Origin of the sequence: Actinophytocola sp. (assembly GCF_035762905.1) — a bacterium.
In the GTDB taxonomy this organism is placed as follows: domain Bacteria; phylum Actinomycetota; class Actinomycetes; order Mycobacteriales; family Pseudonocardiaceae; genus DASYTH01.
Genome location: NZ_DASUCC010000010.1, coordinates 22,608 through 40,338 on the forward strand (window position 1 = coordinate 22,608; position 17,731 = coordinate 40,338).

At 72.1% G+C, this 17,731-nt stretch carries 15 protein-coding genes and 1 pseudogene; 8 read left to right on the forward strand and 8 right to left on the reverse strand.

The features are described 5' to 3' along the window. Positions 1-103: 103 nt before the first annotated feature. A complete protein-coding gene (locus VFV67_RS01195; RefSeq protein WP_326466516.1) occupies positions 104-367 on the forward strand; it encodes a hypothetical protein in 264 nt (87 codons plus the stop codon). A gap of 10 nt (positions 368-377) precedes the next feature. Here VFV67_RS01195 and VFV67_RS01200 read toward each other — a convergent pair whose 3' ends face one another. The 3 genes from VFV67_RS01200 to VFV67_RS01210 all read right to left on the reverse strand — a co-directional run bounded on the left by VFV67_RS01200 (position 378) and on the right by VFV67_RS01210 (position 1,897). Then, positions 378-860: a heme-degrading domain-containing protein gene (locus tag VFV67_RS01200; RefSeq protein WP_326466517.1), complete on the reverse strand. Its 483-nt coding sequence runs from the start codon at positions 858-860 to the stop codon at positions 378-380. A 59-nt stretch (positions 861-919) separates the two neighbouring features. Next, complete coding sequence (locus VFV67_RS01205; RefSeq protein WP_326466518.1) at positions 920-1,303, reverse strand: hypothetical protein; 384 nt, start codon at positions 1,301-1,303, stop codon at positions 920-922. 72 nt (positions 1,304-1,375) lie between these two features. Beyond that, entirely contained in the window at positions 1,376-1,897 is a 522-nt protein-coding gene (locus VFV67_RS01210; protein ID WP_326466520.1) for a TetR/AcrR family transcriptional regulator, read from the reverse strand. A gap of 54 nt (positions 1,898-1,951) precedes the next feature. On the opposite strand from VFV67_RS01210, the gene VFV67_RS01215 reads away from it, so the two are divergent. From VFV67_RS01215 to VFV67_RS01225, 3 genes are all read left to right on the forward strand, one after another. After that, positions 1,952-2,299, forward strand: a complete 348-nt coding sequence (locus VFV67_RS01215) for a VOC family protein (RefSeq protein WP_326466521.1) — start codon at positions 1,952-1,954, stop codon at positions 2,297-2,299. 186 nt (positions 2,300-2,485) lie between these two features. Continuing rightward, positions 2,486-4,762, forward strand: coding sequence for a WD40/YVTN/BNR-like repeat-containing protein (locus VFV67_RS01220; protein WP_326466522.1), 2,277 nt, complete (start codon positions 2,486-2,488; stop codon positions 4,760-4,762). 106 nt (positions 4,763-4,868) lie between these two features. Further along, a complete protein-coding gene (locus tag VFV67_RS01225; protein WP_326466523.1) occupies positions 4,869-5,999 on the forward strand; it encodes a S1 family peptidase in 1,131 nt (376 codons plus the stop codon). A 44-nt stretch (positions 6,000-6,043) separates the two neighbouring features. On the opposite strand, the gene VFV67_RS01230 is transcribed toward VFV67_RS01225, so the two are convergent. Then, positions 6,044-8,896 carry a helix-turn-helix transcriptional regulator gene (locus VFV67_RS01230; RefSeq protein WP_326466524.1) on the reverse strand — a complete coding sequence of 951 codons (2,853 nt, stop codon included), beginning with the start codon at positions 8,894-8,896 and terminating at the stop codon, positions 6,044-6,046. Positions 8,897-8,976: 80 nt separating this feature from the next. Between VFV67_RS01230 and VFV67_RS01235 the strand changes: the two genes are divergently transcribed. From VFV67_RS01235 to VFV67_RS01245, 3 genes and pseudogenes are all read left to right on the forward strand, one after another. After that, positions 8,977-9,585, forward strand: coding sequence for an MBL fold metallo-hydrolase (locus tag VFV67_RS01235; RefSeq protein ID WP_326466525.1), 609 nt, complete (start codon positions 8,977-8,979; stop codon positions 9,583-9,585). Between the two features lie 105 nt (positions 9,586-9,690). Beyond that, positions 9,691-10,379, forward strand: a pseudogene (locus VFV67_RS01240) (SDR family oxidoreductase). Positions 10,380-10,511: 132 nt separating this feature from the next. Continuing rightward, positions 10,512-11,882 (forward strand): hypothetical protein, encoded by a 1,371-nt coding sequence (locus VFV67_RS01245; protein ID WP_326466526.1) that lies wholly within the window; start codon positions 10,512-10,514, stop codon positions 11,880-11,882. Here the strand turns inward: VFV67_RS01245 and VFV67_RS01250 are convergent. Together VFV67_RS01250 and VFV67_RS01255 are read right to left on the reverse strand one after the other, a co-directional pair. After that, positions 11,839-12,474, reverse strand: coding sequence for a response regulator transcription factor (locus tag VFV67_RS01250; protein WP_326466527.1), 636 nt, complete (start codon positions 12,472-12,474; stop codon positions 11,839-11,841). The genes VFV67_RS01245 and VFV67_RS01250 overlap by 44 nt on opposite strands. A 133-nt stretch (positions 12,475-12,607) precedes the next feature. Continuing rightward, on the reverse strand, positions 12,608-12,892 hold the full coding sequence (locus tag VFV67_RS01255) for a hypothetical protein (RefSeq protein ID WP_326466528.1): 285 nt from the start codon (positions 12,890-12,892) through the stop codon (positions 12,608-12,610). Positions 12,893-12,948: 56 nt separating this feature from the next. Here VFV67_RS01255 and VFV67_RS01260 point away from each other — a divergent pair, with 56 nt between their 5' ends. Then, a complete protein-coding gene (locus VFV67_RS01260; RefSeq protein WP_326466529.1) occupies positions 12,949-13,944 on the forward strand; it encodes a hypothetical protein in 996 nt (331 codons plus the stop codon). 49 nt (positions 13,945-13,993) lie between these two features. On the opposite strand, the gene VFV67_RS01265 is transcribed toward VFV67_RS01260, so the two are convergent. Then, the gene (locus VFV67_RS01265) at positions 13,994-17,305 is read right to left on the reverse strand and encodes an MFS transporter (RefSeq protein WP_326466530.1); all 3,312 of its coding nucleotides are present in this window, start codon (positions 17,303-17,305) and stop codon (positions 13,994-13,996) included. Then, on the reverse strand, positions 17,302-17,424 hold the full coding sequence (locus VFV67_RS01270; RefSeq protein ID WP_326466531.1) for a hypothetical protein: 123 nt from the start codon (positions 17,422-17,424) through the stop codon (positions 17,302-17,304). Before VFV67_RS01270 ends, VFV67_RS01265 begins: the two co-directional genes overlap by 4 nt. Positions 17,425-17,731 lie beyond the last annotated feature (307 nt).

The following is a 17,731-nucleotide window of genomic DNA, read 5'->3' on the forward strand; positions in this document are numbered from 1 at the left end:
GCCGCCACCGCCACCGGCGCCCACAACCAACCCGACCACCACATCCACGCGGCCACCGGCACCACCCGCGCCGACGATCCCGCCCCCGGTTCCGGCCCAGCCGGTGCCGCCGCCCCGGCCGGCCATCCGCACCACCGCACCGCCGGCCCTGGTCACCACGGCACCCACGCCGACCACGACGACCACGACGACCACGACGACCGCGACGACCACCCGGCCCCGCCCGCAACGGCAGGCGGCCACGCCGGCACCGATCGCGGGGCCCGGTCCCGGCGCGCACGAGCAGCGCCGCTGGTCACTCACCCTGCTGGTGCTGTTGATCGGCGCGGCCGCCGTCGCCGGTGCCGCCAAGCGCCGCGCCCGGTAAGCCGGTTCCGTTACCGGTTCGAGGCGGTCAGGAACTTCTCCAGCTCCTCGACCACGAAGGCGTGGTCCTCTGCCTGCGGCAGGCCGGAGACGCCGACCGTCCCGATCGGACCGACGTCGGACACGATCACCGGAAACACCCCGCCGTGCGCGGCGTACCGGTCCGGATCGAGCCGCGCGCCCTCCTCGAACGTGCCGCCCTGCACCCGAAACTGGGTGCCGACGAGATACGAGCTGTGGCCGAACCGGTCCACCACCCGGCTCTTGCGCTCGATCCACGCATCGTTGTCCGCCGACGTGCCGGGCAGCGCCGCGTGGAACAGGCGTTGCCCGTTGCGCCGCACGGAGATGGTGACCGGCAGCCCCCGCTCCCGGGCCGCGGCAAGCAGCTGCGCTCCCAAGGCCAGTGCCGTCTCGTTGTCGAACCGGCGAAACCGCAGCCGCTCCTCCTGCTCGACGAGCGTGGCCAGCAGTTCCTCATCCGCGGCAGCCATGGCATCCCTCGGTCGGTCGATGAACGTCGCGTCCGGACGATACCGCCAACCGGCCGGGGTCACCGGTCGGTCCGGGGCGCGCGCAGGCCGTCGAAGATGACGATGCGGGTGCGGTGCTGGAGGTCCGGCGTCCAGGTCGGGTGCAGGGCGGCATGGCAGATGCTGGCCAGCAGCGCGATCACCTCGTCCGGTTGGGCATCGGCGCGGATGGTGCCGGCCTGCTGGGCGCCGGCGCGGAGATCGACGATCTGGGTCCGGAAGGCGCGGACGGACTGGGCGATGTCGATGGTGTCGCCGCCATCGGCCAGCAGGTCGACCACGGCTCGGTGCTGGGCCGCCTGGGTCACGGTGTCGGCGAAGAAGGCGAACAGCGCCTGCGCCGCGTCGCCGGCCGCGGCCAACTCCGTGGCTCGGCCGGTGAGCCGGTCCAGCAGCGTCTTCATGATGGCGCCGAGCAGTTCCCGCTTGGTCGGGAAGTGGCGGAAGATCGTGCCGACGAAGCCGCGGAATAACCGTCACGGGCCGCCATCCGGGTCGAGCAGGTACGACAGCGACGCCCGGGCCGACGGTGATGGCGTGCCGCCGGCGACCGCGAGCAGTGCCGATCGCCAGGCCGCGGCGAGCATGGCGGCCGCGGGCGCCAACCGCTTCGGCAACAGCGGGAGCAGTTCGGCCCGGACCGGGTCGTCCCGCTCGACCGGCGGCGGTTCGCCGAGGATGCGGCAGACACCGAACCGTACGGCCGCGTCGAACGCCACCAGCAGCGCGGCCCGAACCGCCGGCCGCCCACGCGACCCGGCGGCCGCGGCCGCGCCGGCCATCCGCTCGACGATCCGCTTCTCCATCTCGTCGCGGACGAGGAGGTAAAGCCCGAGCTTGGAACCGAAGTGGTGGTACAGCGCGCCGGTGGTGACGCTCGCCTTTGCCGCCAGCTCCACCACGTTGACCGCCTCGTAGCCGGCCACCTCGAACTGGTGCACCGCGGCCTCGACCAGCCGTGCCTTCGCCGTACCCGGAACCGGAATCCACTCACGCATCGACGTGACCATAACCCATTGACGGCCGAACGTAATCCGTTTACGTTCGTCCACATGAAGCTGACCTTCGTGTACCAGCCGGTGAAGGACCTCAAGGAGTCGGTGGACTTCTACCGCAAGCTCGGATTCGACGAGGCGTGGCGGGAGGGCGACTCGACGGTCGCGTTCGCCCTGCCGGGCACCGAGGTTCAGCTCATGCTGGACCTCCCGACCGGCGCGGGCCCCGAGTCGGCTCCCGGCGCCTTCTTCGGCGTCGACTCGCTGGACCGGTTCGCGGCCGACCACCCGGATCTCAAGTGGGTCGGCGAGATCATCGACGTCCCCGGCGGCCGCGGCGGCACCTTCCTCGACCCCGCCGGCAACGCCATCCACCTGTTCGACCAGAGCGCCGACCCCGAATAGCCCGCACCGCGCCCATGACTCGAACGGCCCGCGGACGGCCCCGAGCGCCGCACCCAGGTCGCGGTGCCGACAACCCAACCGCACTCCACCATGTCCTCGACCCGGACATCGATCGGGCCCATAACCTTGGGAAATGGGCTGAAAGGTAGGTGTTGGCCGAGAACTTCGTGGTTAGCATGGGAGTTTATGGCGAAATTCGGCGGTTTGACCGCTTTGGCCCTGCTGCTTGCCGTCACCGCGAGCATCCCGGGCGCCACCGTCCCGACCGGCACGGAGTCGGCGTTCGGCGGGCCCGAGCCCGAAGCCGAGGGATTGGCCGGGCCGGCGGGCGCCGACGGCTGGCTCGCCGCCCAACGCCTGTACCCGTTCCCGTCCCTGAACATCAGCGCCATGGCGACCGCCGCGCGCGGCACCGCCGCCGCTATTGCGGCCGCGCCCGGCATCCAGGCCGCCTGGCAACAGCTCGGGCCGGCGAACATCGGTGGCCGGGTCACCGACCTGGTCGTCCATCCGACCCAGCCCAACCTCGTGTTCGCCGGCGCCGCGACCGGCGGCGTGTGGAAGAGCACCGACGCCGCGACCACCTTCACCACCACCTGGAACCCGACCCTGACCCCGTCGATCGGGGCGCTGGCGATCACTTCCACCGGCACCCTGTACGCCGGCACCGGCGAGGCGAACCCGGGCGGCGGCAGCGTGACCTTCCCCGGCGCGGGCGTCTTCCGCTCCGCCGACAACGGCGCCAGCTGGCAGTCGGTCGGCCTGACCGGCACCGACCGGATCGGCCGGATCGCGGCGGATCCCGGCAATGCCAACCGGTTGTTCGTCGCGGCCGCCGGCAACCTGTTCGTGCCGGGCGGGCAGCGCGGCCTCTACCGGACCACCGACGGCGGCAGCACCTGGCAACTCGTGCTCGCCGGGGCCAACGGCACCACCGGAGCGGTCGACGTCGCGATCAGCCCGACCGATCCCAACCGGATCTATGCCGCCATGTGGGACCACCAGCGCCAGCCCAACGGCCGGGTGTACGGCGGGACCGGCTCCGGGATCTACCGCAGCACCAACGGCGGGACCAGCTGGACCCGCCTGGCCGGCGGCCTGCCCGCGGCCGGCACCAACCTCGGCCGGATGGGGATCGCGGTCGCCAGAAGCAACCCCAACCGCCTCTACGCCATCGCATCCGACACCTCCGGCGACTTCGTCGGCTTCTGGACCTCCACCAACGCAGGCGACACCTGGACCCGGCTCACCAACACCTCCCTGGTGTCCTCGGCACAGTCCACGTTCGGCTGGTGGTTCGGCCGGATCTGGGTGGACCCGGCCAACGCCAGCCACGTGTTCGTGGCCGGCGTGAACATGGTCGAGTCCCTCGACGCCGGCGCGAACTGGCGGCGCTCCTCGTTGTTCCACGCCGACCAGCACGCCATGGCCTGGGATCCGTTGACCGCCAACCGGGTCTACCTCGGCAACGACGGCGGCGTCTACCGCTCCACGGCCAACGGCTCGCTCACCGGAGCCTGGACCAAGTCCACCTCCCAGGCACACCTCCAGTTCTACACCGTCGCTGTGTCCAAACAGGACACTTCACGGATCAGCGGCGGCCTGCAGGACAACGGCTCGGTCCGCTCGTGGGGCGGCAGCAACTGGAACAGCATCCTCGGCGGCGACGGGTTGATGAACCTGATCGACCCGACCAACCAGAACAAGATCTACGCCTGTTCCCAGAACGGTTCGTGCCGCCGGTCGACCGACGGCGGCAACACGATGACCGCATTCGGCGCCACCACCTCCGACCGGCGCAACTGGCTCACCCCGGTCGCCTTCGACCCGTCCAACCCGGCGATCATGTACTACGCCGGCAACCGGCTCAACCGCTCAACCAACTCCGCCGCCACCTGGACCGCGATCAGCCCGGACCTCTCGCGCGGCCCCGGCGGCATCGACGGCTACCCCTTCGGCACCATCACCACGCACGCCGCGGCCCGCATCAGCCCGGCCACCATCTACGTCGGCACCGACGACGGCCGGATGTGGATCACCCGCAACACCGGCGGCACCTGGACCGAGATCACCGCCGGCCTGCCCACCCGCTGGATCACCCACGTCACCGTCGACCCCACCGACGCCAACCTCGCCTACGTGTCCGTCTCCGGCTTCCGCAACGGCGATCCCGCCGCCCACGTCTTCCGGACCAGCAACGGCGGATCGTCCTGGCAGGACATCTCCGGCAACCTCCCCGACGCCCCGGTCAACGACCTCGTCCTCGATCCCCGCGACCGCACGCGCCTCTACGCCGCGACCGACGTCGGCGCATTCCTCACCACGGACAACGGAGCCACCTGGACCACACCCGGCACCGGCCTGCCCCTCGTCCCCATCTCCGACCTCGAAGCCACTGACACCGGCAGCACGACCGTGCTCACCGCCGCTACCTACGGCCTCGGCATCTACCGACTCAGCTGAGGCGTCGGGTAGGGATTTCCCCCATACTCGCCAACCCTTCCCCGTCGAGACCCTGGCCTGTGCCCGGCCGGGGTCGCCGGTCTGGCCAAAACGAGGGAGGTTTGGCATGTCCAGATGGAGGACGAAGCTGACGGTGACGATCGCCGCCGCGGCGAGCGTGCTGCTGGCGACACCGGCCGCGACCGGTCAAGCGGGCGCGGAGGGGGCCGGGCCGGCGGGTTTCGCGCCGGAGCTCGCCGGCCTGGCCACCGAAGCCCTTGCCGCGGAACAGGGTCTGCGGCCGGAGGTGGCCAGGGCCAGGTTAGCCGCCCAGGCCGGAATCACCGCGCTCGGCGAGCGCCTGGTCGGCGAGTTGGGCTCGGCGGCGGCCGGCTTCTGGCTGGACCAGTCCAGCGGCACGGTGGTGGTCAACGTGACCGACGCGCGAGCGGCCGGGACCGTCACCGCGGCGGGCGCAAGGGCCAAGCTGGTCGCGCACACCGACGCGGAGTTGGCGGCGGCGCACCGCGAGCTCACGGCCGCCTCGGTGCCGAACACCGCGGTCGCCACCGACGTTGCCGCGAACCAGATCGTGGTCACCATCACCGCGGCGGCCCGCGACACCGAGCGGCTGGTGGCGGCCGCCAAGGAGTTCGGCACGGCGGTGCGTGTCGAGCACGTGGGCGGCGAGCTGACCACCACGATCAAGGGCGGGCATCCGATCGCCAGGGCGGACACCACACAGGACTGGTGCTCGCTGGGGTTCAACACCACGGGCGGTTACGCGGTCACCGCGGGACACTGCACGGCTGGGATCCCGACCTGGCTCAACGGCAACAACAACAAGTACTTCGGCCCGTCGGTGGGAGCCAACTTCCCCGGCGACGACTACGGCCTCATCTTCAACGACGGCAACCTGACCCAGGACGGCGACGTGGTGCTGTACACGGGCGGGGCGCAGGACATCACCGGTGCCGCGAACAACTTCGTCGGCCAGTTCGTGTGCAAGAGCGGCTGGCGAACCGGGACGACCTGCGCGACGATCAACGCGGTCAACGTGACCGTGAACTACCCGCAGGGCGCCGTGTTCGGTCTGGTGCAGGCGGGGTTGTGCGTGCAGGGCGGCGACAGCGGTGGCGCGGTCTTCGACGGCGGCACCGCAAAGGGTCTGGTCTCCGGCATGCAGGGCGGCACCTGCACCAGCTTCTACCAGCCGGTCGTGGAAGCGCTGCAGGCGTACGGCGTCTGGGTGTTCTGAGCTGACTCAGGCCAGTGTTCGATGATTCGCTCCGCAAGCTCCGCTCACGGGGTCGCCGGCGGAGTCCCGGCGAGCGCGCGGGTGACCACGCTGGCGACCCCGGCCCTTGACGGCACGTCGAGCTTTCCGAACAGCTGCGCCAGATGCTTCTCGACCGTCTTGGCGGTCACCCCGAGCCGGCGGGCGATCTGGGCATTGGTCAGGCCGTCGGTGACCAGGTTGGCCACCTCCAACTCGCGGGCGGTGAGCCCGCCGATGCCCGGGCCATCGGCGGGCGGCCGGGCGATCCGGTTCAGCTCGCGCACGGCCCGCAGGCGCAACCCGCGGGCGCCGCACCCGGCGAACACCGACCTGGCCAGCTCCAGCTGGTGCCGGGCCTGATCGGGATCGGTCAGCGTGGTCCCGGCGAGCAGGTGGGCCCGGCCCGCCTCCAACCGGCAGCCCGCCGCGGTGAAGTCACCGACCGCGACCACCGCATGGGCGGCGGCCTGGTCGCGGCTGCCCTCGGCGGCCAGCACCTGCGCCCGGGCCAGCCGGGCCAGGCCGGTGTGGCCGGCCAGACCCAGGCGCGCGGCCAGCGCCTCGGCCCGCTCGGCGTATCCGGCTGCCCGGTCCACGTGCCCCTGCGCGATGTCGCCGCGGACCAGCACCTCCCACCAGGACATGCGGGTCCACGGGTCGGCGGCCGGCAGGTCGGGACCGCCGAACTGGGCCAGGATCTGCTCGACGGCGTCGCCCGGGTCGTCGGCGGCCAGCCGGGCCCGGGCGAGCATGGCGGCGGCGACGGTGGTGAACCAGCCGGACAACGGCTCCGCGGTGGCGACCGCGGCCCGCCCGGAGCGCACCGCCAGCGCCACGTCGCCGGTCCAGCTCGCGATCCATGAGGTGACCGCGAGCGCGATGCACCGCAGTTCGGCACTGCCGGACAGGTAGGCGGCGTCCACCGCCTCCTCGGCGTACCGCGCGGCCTCGACCAACCGGCCCTGCCAGCGCAGCGCGATGTCCAGGCAGGCCAACAGCAACGGCAGCAGGTACACCTGGCCGGTCATGTTGACCAGGCGCAGGCCGCGCTCCAGATGCCGCACCGCGTCGCGGTAGCGCTCCAGGTAGGTCTCGTTCCAGCCGAGCCAGAGCGTCGCGTCGATCCGTTTGGCCAGCTCGTGGTCCGGCATCCCGTCCACCAGCAGCGCCGCCTCGTCCAGCCGGGCCGCGGCGTGGCGGACCTCGCCCCGGCCGTAGCTGTTCATCGCGAGGAACCCGAGCGCGGTGGCCTCGATCGGCCGGCTGCCGAACCGGCGGGCCAGCTCGAGCGCGCGCAGCGCCCAGGACCGGTTGGCCGGGAAGTCGCCACGCATCAGGCCGGCGAAGGACAGCTCGATGGCCAGCGACGCGGTTTCCTCGAACTCCGCCCCGGCCAACGCCTCGAACTCGGCCAACAGCCGCGCCCGGGACTCAGCGTGCAGGCCGAGCAGCCGTTCCACCATGGCGCAGAAGACCACCGCCTGGGTGCGTGCGGCCGCGCCGTGCCGGGGCAGCAGCCCGAGCACCTCGTCCATGGTGGCGCGGCTGCCGGTCAGGTCCCCGGCAAGCCCCCGGGCGTGCGCCAACTCGATCAGCAGGTCGACCCGGGCGGTGCGGTCGTGCTGCAGGGCGAGCGCGGCGGCCAGCCGGTGCGCGGCGATGGCCGGCGCCCGCCAGAGCACCTGCCGCGCCGCGGCCACCAGCAGTTCGATCGCCGCGCCGTCACCGGGCAGCGCGGAACGCTCCACGTGCACGGCGCGGTCGTCAAGCGGATCGCCGCGCCGGCCGAGCGTCGCCGCCGCGCGGGCATGCGCGCCCAACCGCCACCCGGCGTCGGCGGTCAGGTAGATGACGTGGCGCAGCAACGGATGCCGGTATCGGAACCGCTGTCCCGGGCCGGCCGGGCGCACCATGTCGCGGGCCACCAGCTCGTCGATCGCGCCGGCGATGCCCGCCCGATCCACCTCGGCGATCGCGGCCACCAGATCCGTGTCGAAGTCCCCGTCCGCCACGGCGGCGGCCTGGGCCACCGCGACGGTCCGCGCGCCGAGGGCGGCGGTCTCGGCGAGGATGGCCTGGCGCACCGCCGGCGGGATGTCGTCGATCTCCGGGCCGGGTGGGGCGCCGGTCTGGGTGCCGGCCCGGGCCAGGGCCAGCAGGTAGAACGGGTTGCCGCCGCTGTCGCGGTGGATGGCCTGCCGGCCGAACCGGCCCGGCACGCCCTCGAGCAGCTCCGCCGCTTCCTCCTGGGTGAGCGGGCCGAGCCGCAGCCGGGTCGCGGTGCGGCCGCCGAGCGCGGCCAGCAGGTGCGCCGGTGCCTGCCGGTGCCGGTAGCCAAGCGCGAGCAGGATCGGCCCGCGCGGCGGCCGGCGCACCAGGTGGGCGAGCAGCTCAACGGTGGACGGATCGAACCAGTGCGCGTCGTCGAACACGAGCACCACGCGGCTGGTCCGGCCCAACCGCTCCAGCAGGGCCCGCACCGCCCAGTGCAGCCGGTGCCGTTCGGTGACCCGGTCCACCGTCGCCGACTCCGCCGCGACGGCCGGGAAGACCCCGGCGAGCACGCCCGCGTCCGCGCCGGTCAGGGACCGCCGGTGGGCCGGGTCGAGACCACGCAGCCAGCCGTCGAGCGCGTCGATCAGCACGGCGAACGCGGTCGACCCGTCGTACTCGCTGGCCCGCCCGGTCAGCACCAGGTCGCCGCGCCGCCGGGCCCGCTGCGCCAACTCGGCCAGCAACCGGGTCTTGCCGATCCCCGGCTCGCCGGTCACCTCGACCAGCCGCGGCACCCCACCGGTTAGCCGATCCAACAACCGTTCCAGGGCCAGGCATTCAGCCACCCGCCCAACCAGCCGCCCGTCACCCTCGCCGCCCATCCGGGCGATCCTAGGATCATCACCATCGAGCCACTAACCGTTCACCAACTCGGGTGGTAGTGCCGACCGGGAGGAGCACCATGCCTGACGACTCGACGCGCGTGGATCGGACCGCCGAGCTGCACCTGCTGTGCGCGGGTTACACCATTACCCGCGATGGCGAGTCCCGGGTGGCGTCGACGGTGACCTACATTCGCGACGGCGACCTGTCGCTGATCGTCGATCCGGGACTCGTCGCGAACCGGGCGGCGATTCTGCGGCCGCTGGCGGATCTCGGCGTCGATCCCGGCGACATCACCGACATCGTGCTGTCCCACCACCATCCCGACCACACCGTCAACATCGCGTTGTTCCCCAACGCACGGGTACACGACCACTGGGCGATCTACCGCGACGACCTGTGGACGAGGCGGCCGGCCGAAGGATTCCAGTTGTCCGGATCGGTGCGGCTGATCGAGACGCCCGGTCATACCCCACAGGACATCACCACACTGGTCGGCACCGCGGACGGAGTGGCGGCGTTGACCCATCTGTGGTGGAACTCGACCGGGCCGGCCGAGGACCCGCTCGCCACCGACGCCGCCGCCCTGCACGCCGGCCGCCGGCGCGTGCTCGCCATCGAGGATCTGGCGCTCATCGTCCCCGGCCACGGCGAACCGTTCACCGCGACGGCAGATGTGGTTGGGTAATTCCTCAGGAGATTCGACGACGATGAGGTGATGCGACCCATGCTGCTGGACGGAAAGGTCGCCATCATCACCGGTGCGGCGTCGGGCATCGGCCGCGGGGCGGCCATGGTGTTCGCCCGGCACGGCGCCCGGCTGGTGCTCGGCGACATCGACGAGGCCGGCGCGGAAACCGCCGAGCCGTCAGCGAAACCGGTGCCGACGCGGTGTTCGTCCGCACGGATGTCACCTCGGCGACCGACGTCGGGGCCATGGCGCAGACCGCGATGACCCGGTACGGCCGGCTCGACTGTGCGTTCAACAACGCGGGCATCGAAGGCGCACACCAGCCGCTGGCGGACTCGACCGAGGAGAACTGGGATCGGGTCAATGCGGTCAACCTCAAAGGAGTCTGGCTGTGCCTGCGCAGCGAAGTCGCGCTGATGCGAGGTTCCGGTGGCGGCGCGATCGTCAACACGTCCTCGGTCGCCGGATTGGTCGGAATCCCATTCGGTCTGGCGGCCTACACCGCGGCCAAGCATGGTGTGATCGGCCTGACCAAAGCGGCGGCATTGGAATACGCCACCGCCGGAATCCGGGTGAACGCCATCTGCCCCGGCGGAATTCGCACCGCGATGCTCGACCGCGCCATCGCGGCGGGAATGGTCACCGAGGAACAGGCCGCGGCCTTGCAACCGGTCGACCGGCTCGGCACTCCCGAGGAAGTAGGCCAGACCGTCGCTTGGCTGTGCTCCGACCATTCCTCCTTCATCACCGGACACGCCCTCGCCGTCGACGGCGGCTACGTAGCCCGATAACCGGCCCGGCGGCGTGCCGTAGCTGGCAGACTGCCGGCAGCGGCCTCGGCCGGCCCGGTTTCCAGGACGTCAGGCACTGGATGCCGGCAACGACAGCCTGATCCCGAAAACGGCGGCACTGACAGCACGGGCGTGGCCGGACTGGTCCGGTCGGCTCCGTCGAAGCTGGAGGCCGCCGTGTCCACCGCCACGCCGCCGCCCGTCCTGCCGGTCGCCGACGGGATTCCCCTGCCGTTGCGGCTTCGGGTGCGCGCGGCCGCCAGCCTGCTGTTCGGCGGGTCACTGGGCTGGCGGGACCCGATGTACCTGGTCACCAAGCCGGGCGAGGAACGCGCGCTGCGCTTCATCGCGATGCTGCTGCTGATCCAGCGGGCGAGCTATCTGGTGCCGGCGATGGTCGCCGTGGCCAACCACACCGACGCCGGCTACCGCAGCCAGGCCGTCAACCTGGCGATGCTGGTGGTGGCGGTGACCTGGAACGCCGGGTTGGCCGTCGGGATCCGCAAGCGGGGCTGGTTTCCGCAGTGGACGGTGGGGGCCGACGTCGCCCTCGTCTGCCTGCTCATGTTCGTGGGCACGATGAACTGCTCGGCGGAGCACATGTTCACCGGGCTGAACTGGGCGCCCAAGCTGGGCTACGGAACCGCGGCGCTGGTCGGTGCCGCGCTCGCGCCGTGGCCGGCGCTGTTCGCCTGGTTGCCGATCGCCGCCGCCCGACTCGGGGCGCTCATCCTCGCCTTCGGCACGTTGCCGGTGCCGGTCGACGGAATCGACGGGCTGCTCAACTCCTATCTGTGGTTCGCCGTCGCCCTGCACTTCATGCGGCGGTACCTGTGTGGACAGGGGCGGATGCTCGACGAGACCACCCAGCGCCAGCTCGCGGTGGAGGCCCGCCGGGCCGCCGACCGGGCGCGGTTCGCCGAACGGATCTCCCAGCACCGCAAGCTGCATGACACCGTGCTGGCAACGCTGACCGCGATCGCCCGTGGGGGCCTCGACCATCGGACCGACCAGGTGCGCGACCGCTGCGCCGCGGACGCCGACCACGTCCGGCGGATGATCCACGAGGACGCCTCCCCGTTCACCACGCTGGGCGCCAAGCTCGCCGACGTCATCGAGGCGGCCGAGTTCCTCGGGATGCGGGTGCACTATCTGCACGACGCCCTGCCCGCCGACGTGCCGGCCGAGGTGATCGATGCCGTGGCCGGAGCCACCCGGGAGGCACTGAACAACGTGCTGGCCCACTCCGGCACCGCCGAGGCGTGGCTGACGGTGACCTGGGACGAGGACATCCTGACGGTCTACGTCACCGACCGGGGCAGCGGTTTCGACTCGGCAACCGTGCGACCCGGCTTCGGCCTGCGCAGCTCGATCATGGAGCGGATGCGCGAGGCCGGCGGGTCCGCCACGGTGTTCGGCATGGTCGACAACGGGGTCCGGGTCGAGCTGGTCTGGCCGGTCAGTGCGGATAGCGGGACAGTCCGTCCTCCCGTACCCGGTTAGCCAGGTCCAGTTTGGTGTACGTGGGCCGCCCGCTGCGGCCGTACTTCTCCTTCACCCGGTCCAGGTATTTCTTCGCGGTCGCCGGCTGCACGCCGGCGCGCCGGGCGGCGGCGGCCAGCGTCATGCCGGACGCGTAGGCCATCACCACCGCCCGTTCCTGGGCGGAGAGCCGGGGTCGGTCGGGGTCGGCGTCGCGGCTCCACGCGAAGGCGAGCTCCGGCGAGTACGCGGTGCCGCCGGCGGCGACCTCCCGGATGGCGGCGGTGAGCGTCTCGAGGTCGTTGTCCTTGGTGAGGTAGCCGGAGGAGCCGGCGCGCATGACATCGATGCCGTGTTCGGCCTGGGGCGCGACGCTCACGACGAGGACCCGGGAGCCGGCCGCGACCAGCCGCGCGACGTTGTCCGCCGGGTCGGAGCGGTCGGCCAGCAGCAGGTCGAGCACCACCACGTCGCCGGGTCGCGGGTTGGCCTCGAGCAACTCGGCCACGGTGCGCGCGACGCCGCCCAGCCGCAGGTCAGCGACTTGGCTCAACCACGCGGACAACCCGTCGAGCAACATCCGGTCGTCGTCGACCACGGAGACACTGATCACGAACATCACTCTGCCACAGCCGGTAGCGCATTTTCTGTAAACGGTCAAGACCCCAGAAGTGTCGCCGTGACTGGCATTGGGCTGAATGTGCACGATGTCGATGGGCGGCGGCATCCACTTCTCGGTAGGGAGATCATGCAACGCCGGATGATCGACCGTCCGCCCGCGCGGCCTCGCCGTTGGGCGGGCGCTCGCGAACCCAGCCGTGGAACCTGGCCTCGGCCAGCATGGCGTCAATCCGACCGGTCAGGCCGCGACCCCGGCCGGTCACCCGAATCAGGACCGCATCGGGATCGCTGTCGAGCAGCTGGATCCGGTGCTCCGCGCCGAGTTCCGCGGTGAGCCGGGCGGCGACCAGCACCGGCGCGCTCGCCGCCGGGTCCACCCGCCGGATGCGCACCCCATCCTGAGCCGTCACCTCGGCCGTGCTCCCTTCCCCTACCCCTCGATCGTCCGCTGGCCTGGAGACTGCCAATGGCTTTGACCGACCTCGGGTTCAACCCGTTGCAGGAACGGGTCTACCTTGCCCTGCTCGACGAGCCGAAAGCCAGTCCCGCCAGGATCGCCCAACTCGTGGACAGCCCGGAGGAACGGGTGCGGGCGGCACTGGCCGGCCTGGTCGCGCTCGAGGTCGCCACGCCCGACCCGACGAGCGCGTCCGGGATCGCGCTCGGCCGGCCCGTTGCGGCGCTCGGCCAGCTCATCGAGCGGCTCGAACAGGACCTGATGTGCCGGTACCGCAAGGTCGGCGACACCCGCGCGGAGCTGGCCGCGCTGTCCAGCCGGCATGCCCGTCCGGCCGCGCCGGACCCGGCGTCGGCCGGCGTCGAACGGTTGGACACCCTCGACGCCGTCCGCGAAGCTCTCGCGGAGCTGTCGTTCTTCACCTCGTCCAGCGTGTACGCGGTCCAGCCCGGCGGGCCGCTGCGCGCCGAGGCGCTGACCGCGAGCCGGCCACTGGACCTGCGCGGGCTGCGGCGCGGAATCACGATGCGCGTCATCTACGCCGCGACCGTGCTCGACGACGAAGCCAACCGGAGTTACCTGCGCGAGCTGACCGGTGCTGGAGCGGCGTTGCGGGTCACCGGCGCCCGCCTGGAACGCATGGTGATCATGGACGAGCGGGTCGCGGTCATCCCGATCGACCCGCAGGACAGCGCACGCGGCGCGCTGGTCGTTCGCCAGCCCGGGCTGCTCGGTGGATTTCTTCAGCTGTACCAACGCCTGTGGGATGAGGCCAAGCCGATCACCTGGCCGGGTCAGGAATCCGAACCCGAGCCGGAACCGACCGAGGACGACCGCCAGGTGCTCAAGCTGCTCGCCTCCGGCTGCACCGACGAGGCCGCCGCCCGGGACGTCGGGATCTCCGTGCGCCACCTTCGCCGCAGGGTCGCTCGGCTGATGTCGCGGCTCGGTGCCGCGAGCCGGTTCGAGGCCGGGGCGGAGGCCGCCCGCCGCGGCTGGATCTGATCGGCGACCTCCCACAGGAAGGCGCCGCGGCGGGTACGAGGTCGCGGGCTCACCGGCGGCCTCCGTCCTCGAGCGAGAGTCCAGTGTGGACGGCGAGGAACGCGAGCATGGCCGCGCCGAGCCGGTTGGTGTCCGGGCCGCCACCCTGATGGCCGGCATCCCTTGCCACGCTGAGCAGTACCGGGCCGCCGGACGTGGTCTGCTGGAGCAGCGCGACCATCTTGCGCGAGTGCGCCGGGTCGACCCGGGTGTCGTTGCTCCCCGTGGAGAACCACATGGCCGGAAAGGAGCCGGTGCCGACGTTGTGGTACGGCGAGTAACCCAGCAACGCGGCCAGTGCGTCCGGGTCCTCGGCCGAGCCGTACTCCGCCCGCCACGCCCGGCCGAGTCCCCAGCGCTCGTAGCGGACCATGTCCAGCGGCGCGGCGTGGCAGGCGAGAGCCGCGTAGTCGGTCGGGCGCTGCACCAGCGCCGCGGTCACCACCAGGCCACCGTTGCTGCCACCGAGCAACGCCAGCCGTTCCCGGCTGGTCCATCCGTTGGCGACCAGCCAGTCGCCCGCGGCGTGCAGGTCACGCAACGCGTTGACCTTCTTCGCCCCGGATCCCTCGCGGTGCCAACGCCGGCCGCGTTCACCGCCGCCCCGCACCCCGGCGATGGCGAGCGTTCCGCCGACCAGCACCCAGCTCAACGCGTCCACCTGGAAGCTGGGCCGGAACGAGATGCCGAAGCCGCCGTAGCAGGTCAACACGGTGGGTCCCGGCGCGTGCGGGCCGGTGGCCGAGTCGTGCCGGGTCAGCAGCGTCAGCGGCACCTCGGTTCCGTCGAACGACCGGTAGGTGGTCCGCAGCACCGCGACCTCGTCGTGCCGCACGATGTCCGGCGCGGCCGGGGTGACCCGCCCGGTCTCGATGTCCAGCCGCCACACCGAAAGCGGGGTCACCCAGTCCACGTAGCTCACCGCGAGCGTCGCCGGGTCGTCGGTCTGCCCGACGGCGGCCACCGTGCCCTCGCCGGGCAGTTCGACGTCGCGGATCCGGCGGCCGGACCTGGCGTCGTGGATGGCCATCTCGCTGTACCCGTCCCGGGTGTACAGCGCCACGATGCGGTCGTCCGCGAGGTTCACCGAGGTGAGGACGGCCGGAGCCGCGTCCGGCACCAGCACCGCCGCCTGGCCCCAGCCGCCTCGGCCGTCCGGCTCGACGACCAGCAACTCCCCGCACTCGGCACGTTCGGTCGAGATGGCGAGGATCCGGCCACGCCGGTCGACCGACAGCCCGGCGGCCGACACCGGGGGCAACGGAAGCTCGGCGGGCCGCGCGGTTCCGGCCAGGTCGACGATCCGGGTCATGCTCGCCCGCCCGGCGCCGATCCGGCCACTGACCACCAACCACCGGTCGTGCCACAGCGTGATGTGGTAGCGGGTCAACGGGTTGTCGTCGCCGAGCAGCAACAGGTCCTGGTCGATTCCGGTGCCGATCCGGTGGAAGTACACCCCGGCCCCCGCCCGGTCGCCCGGGCGCCGAACGTAGAAGTAGCCGGACTCGTCGGCCCGCCAGGCGACCGGGGTGTACCGGGTGAGCTCGCAGCGCTCGCGGATCGCCCCGGCCGGCACGTCGACGAGGATCAGCGGCGTGCTGTCCTCGGCGCCGGCGTACACCACCTGCATCGCGAGGAACCGGCCGGACGGCGAAGGCTGCCAGCGACGCACGGTGGCGTTGTCCCCCAACTGTTCCGGGCCGATCGCGGTGCGCCAGGCCGCGTCCGGCTCGTCGGCGACCTGGACCACCCAGGGGGCGTCGTCGTGGGTCCGGCCCACCCGGAACCGTGCCGAGCCGGCGGACTTGACCGGCGAGGCGGTCGGTCCGGCCAGCAGGCTGCGCAGCAGCCCACCGAGTCGCCGTTGACCCGGCAGGGTGGCGATGTAGTCCTCTGCGAGCTCACGCTGCCCGGCCAGCCAGCGCCGGGTGGCCGGCCGGTCCGGATCCTCCAGCCAGCGATAGGCGTCGACGAGACGATGCCCGTGCATGACGTCGACGGCGTCGTCCCGGTGCGCTTGGGGGTAACGGTTGGCAATCACGAGTGTCCTCAATGGATCGATGCGAATACGGGGACCGGTGTGCACGGGCGCGGGCCGGACCGGGCGGGCCCGCCCGGCGACGATCACCAGTACGGCGGCGGCGAGCACGCCGAGCGCGACGCACAGCCAGATCCCGGCGCGGAGCCCGACCCGCTCGCCGAGCCCGGCGCCGAGCAGCAGTCCGGCAAGGCCGGACAGGGTTCCCGCCGAGACCAGCAACGTGGTGATCCGGGCGAAGTACTCGTCGCCGATGTCCGCACTGATCATGGTGACCAGGGCGATGTTGGACATGGCGCCGAACAGGGCCGGAGTCGCGATGCCGACCGCCGCGATCGCCAGCGTCGGGCCGATCCCGCCGCCGGCAAGCGGCAACGCCGTCATGAGCACGGCCGCGATGGGAAGTCCGGTGAGGACGAGCCGCCGCGCGGGCACGCCACGAGCCAGCAGCCGCGGGGCCAGCAGCGCGCCCACGGCGCCGAGCAGGGTGGCCGCGATCGCGGGAACGGTGAACAACGCGACCGGAAGGCCGAGCTCGTCGAGCAGGAAGACCGCCCGCTGGGCACTGATCCCGCCCGTGGCCAGCTCGGCGATCAGCACATAGCCGAGAAATCCGGCCAGCACCGAATGCTCGCGCACCACGCGGAACCCGTCCCGCAGCTCGGCGGCGACTCCCTTGCGTTCCGGTGCCCGCGCGCTGCGCTTGTCGGGCGAGCGCAGCGACATCAGGAACGCCGCGCTGATCAGGTAGGTGAGCGCGTCGCCGAGGAACAGCAGGGCGGCACTCACGGCCGCGGCGAGCGGGCCGGCCACCCCGCCGGCCGCCGCGCCGGCGACCAGTTCGGCCGACTGCAGCCGGCCGCGGGCACGCCCGAGGTCGGAAACGCCGAGCCCGTTCAGGTGGGAGAAGTACAGGCCTTCCATGACGATCCGCGTGCAGCCGAGCACCAGGTTCAGCGCGATCAGCACGGCGATGCTCAGCATGCCGGCCAGTCCGACCAGTGCCACGGCGCCGACCGCGACCGCCGCGGTCAGGTCGGTGCCGATCAGCATCCGGCGCGGCCGCCGCACCCGGTCCAGCAGCACGCCGATCACCGGGCCGAACACCAGCGCCGGCAACACTCCGGCACCGATGATCAGCGAGACCTCGGCCGGCCCGGACCCGAGACCGACCACCGCGATGACCGACATCGCGGTGCTGGTCAGCGACGTGCCGAAGACCGAGGCCACCTGGCCGGCCAGGAACCGGCGCAGGTCCCGGTCGGCCACGGTGGCCGTGGTCATCGCGGGCCTCCGGAGTGCCGGCCGAGGCAGCCGGCCGGGGTCCGGGGCAGGGTGAGCGGGACGGGGGTCTCCCGATCGCTCTGCGGGCCGTCGATGTCGTCGCCGATGGTGGCGAACATGGCGTCTCCTTGTGGATGTGGCCGGAATCGGTCAGCCGAAGAAGGCGTCCTCGCAGTAGGCGACGGACAGCGCGCTGATCGGCGCGTCCTCGATCGGTTCGTCGAAGGGCAGCTCGGCAAGGGAAAGGGTTTCGTTCATGACTTCGTCCTCCGGGAGATGGATTGGGGTCGAACCACGGACCGGGTGCGGCGGGGGAGTCGCCGCACCCGGTCACCGGCAGCGGCACTGCTCGACCGTCGGGCCGGGCGGTGCGCGCCGTAGCAGGTGTTACTCCACGGTCTCGCGCGGGCCGCAGCACGCGGTGCT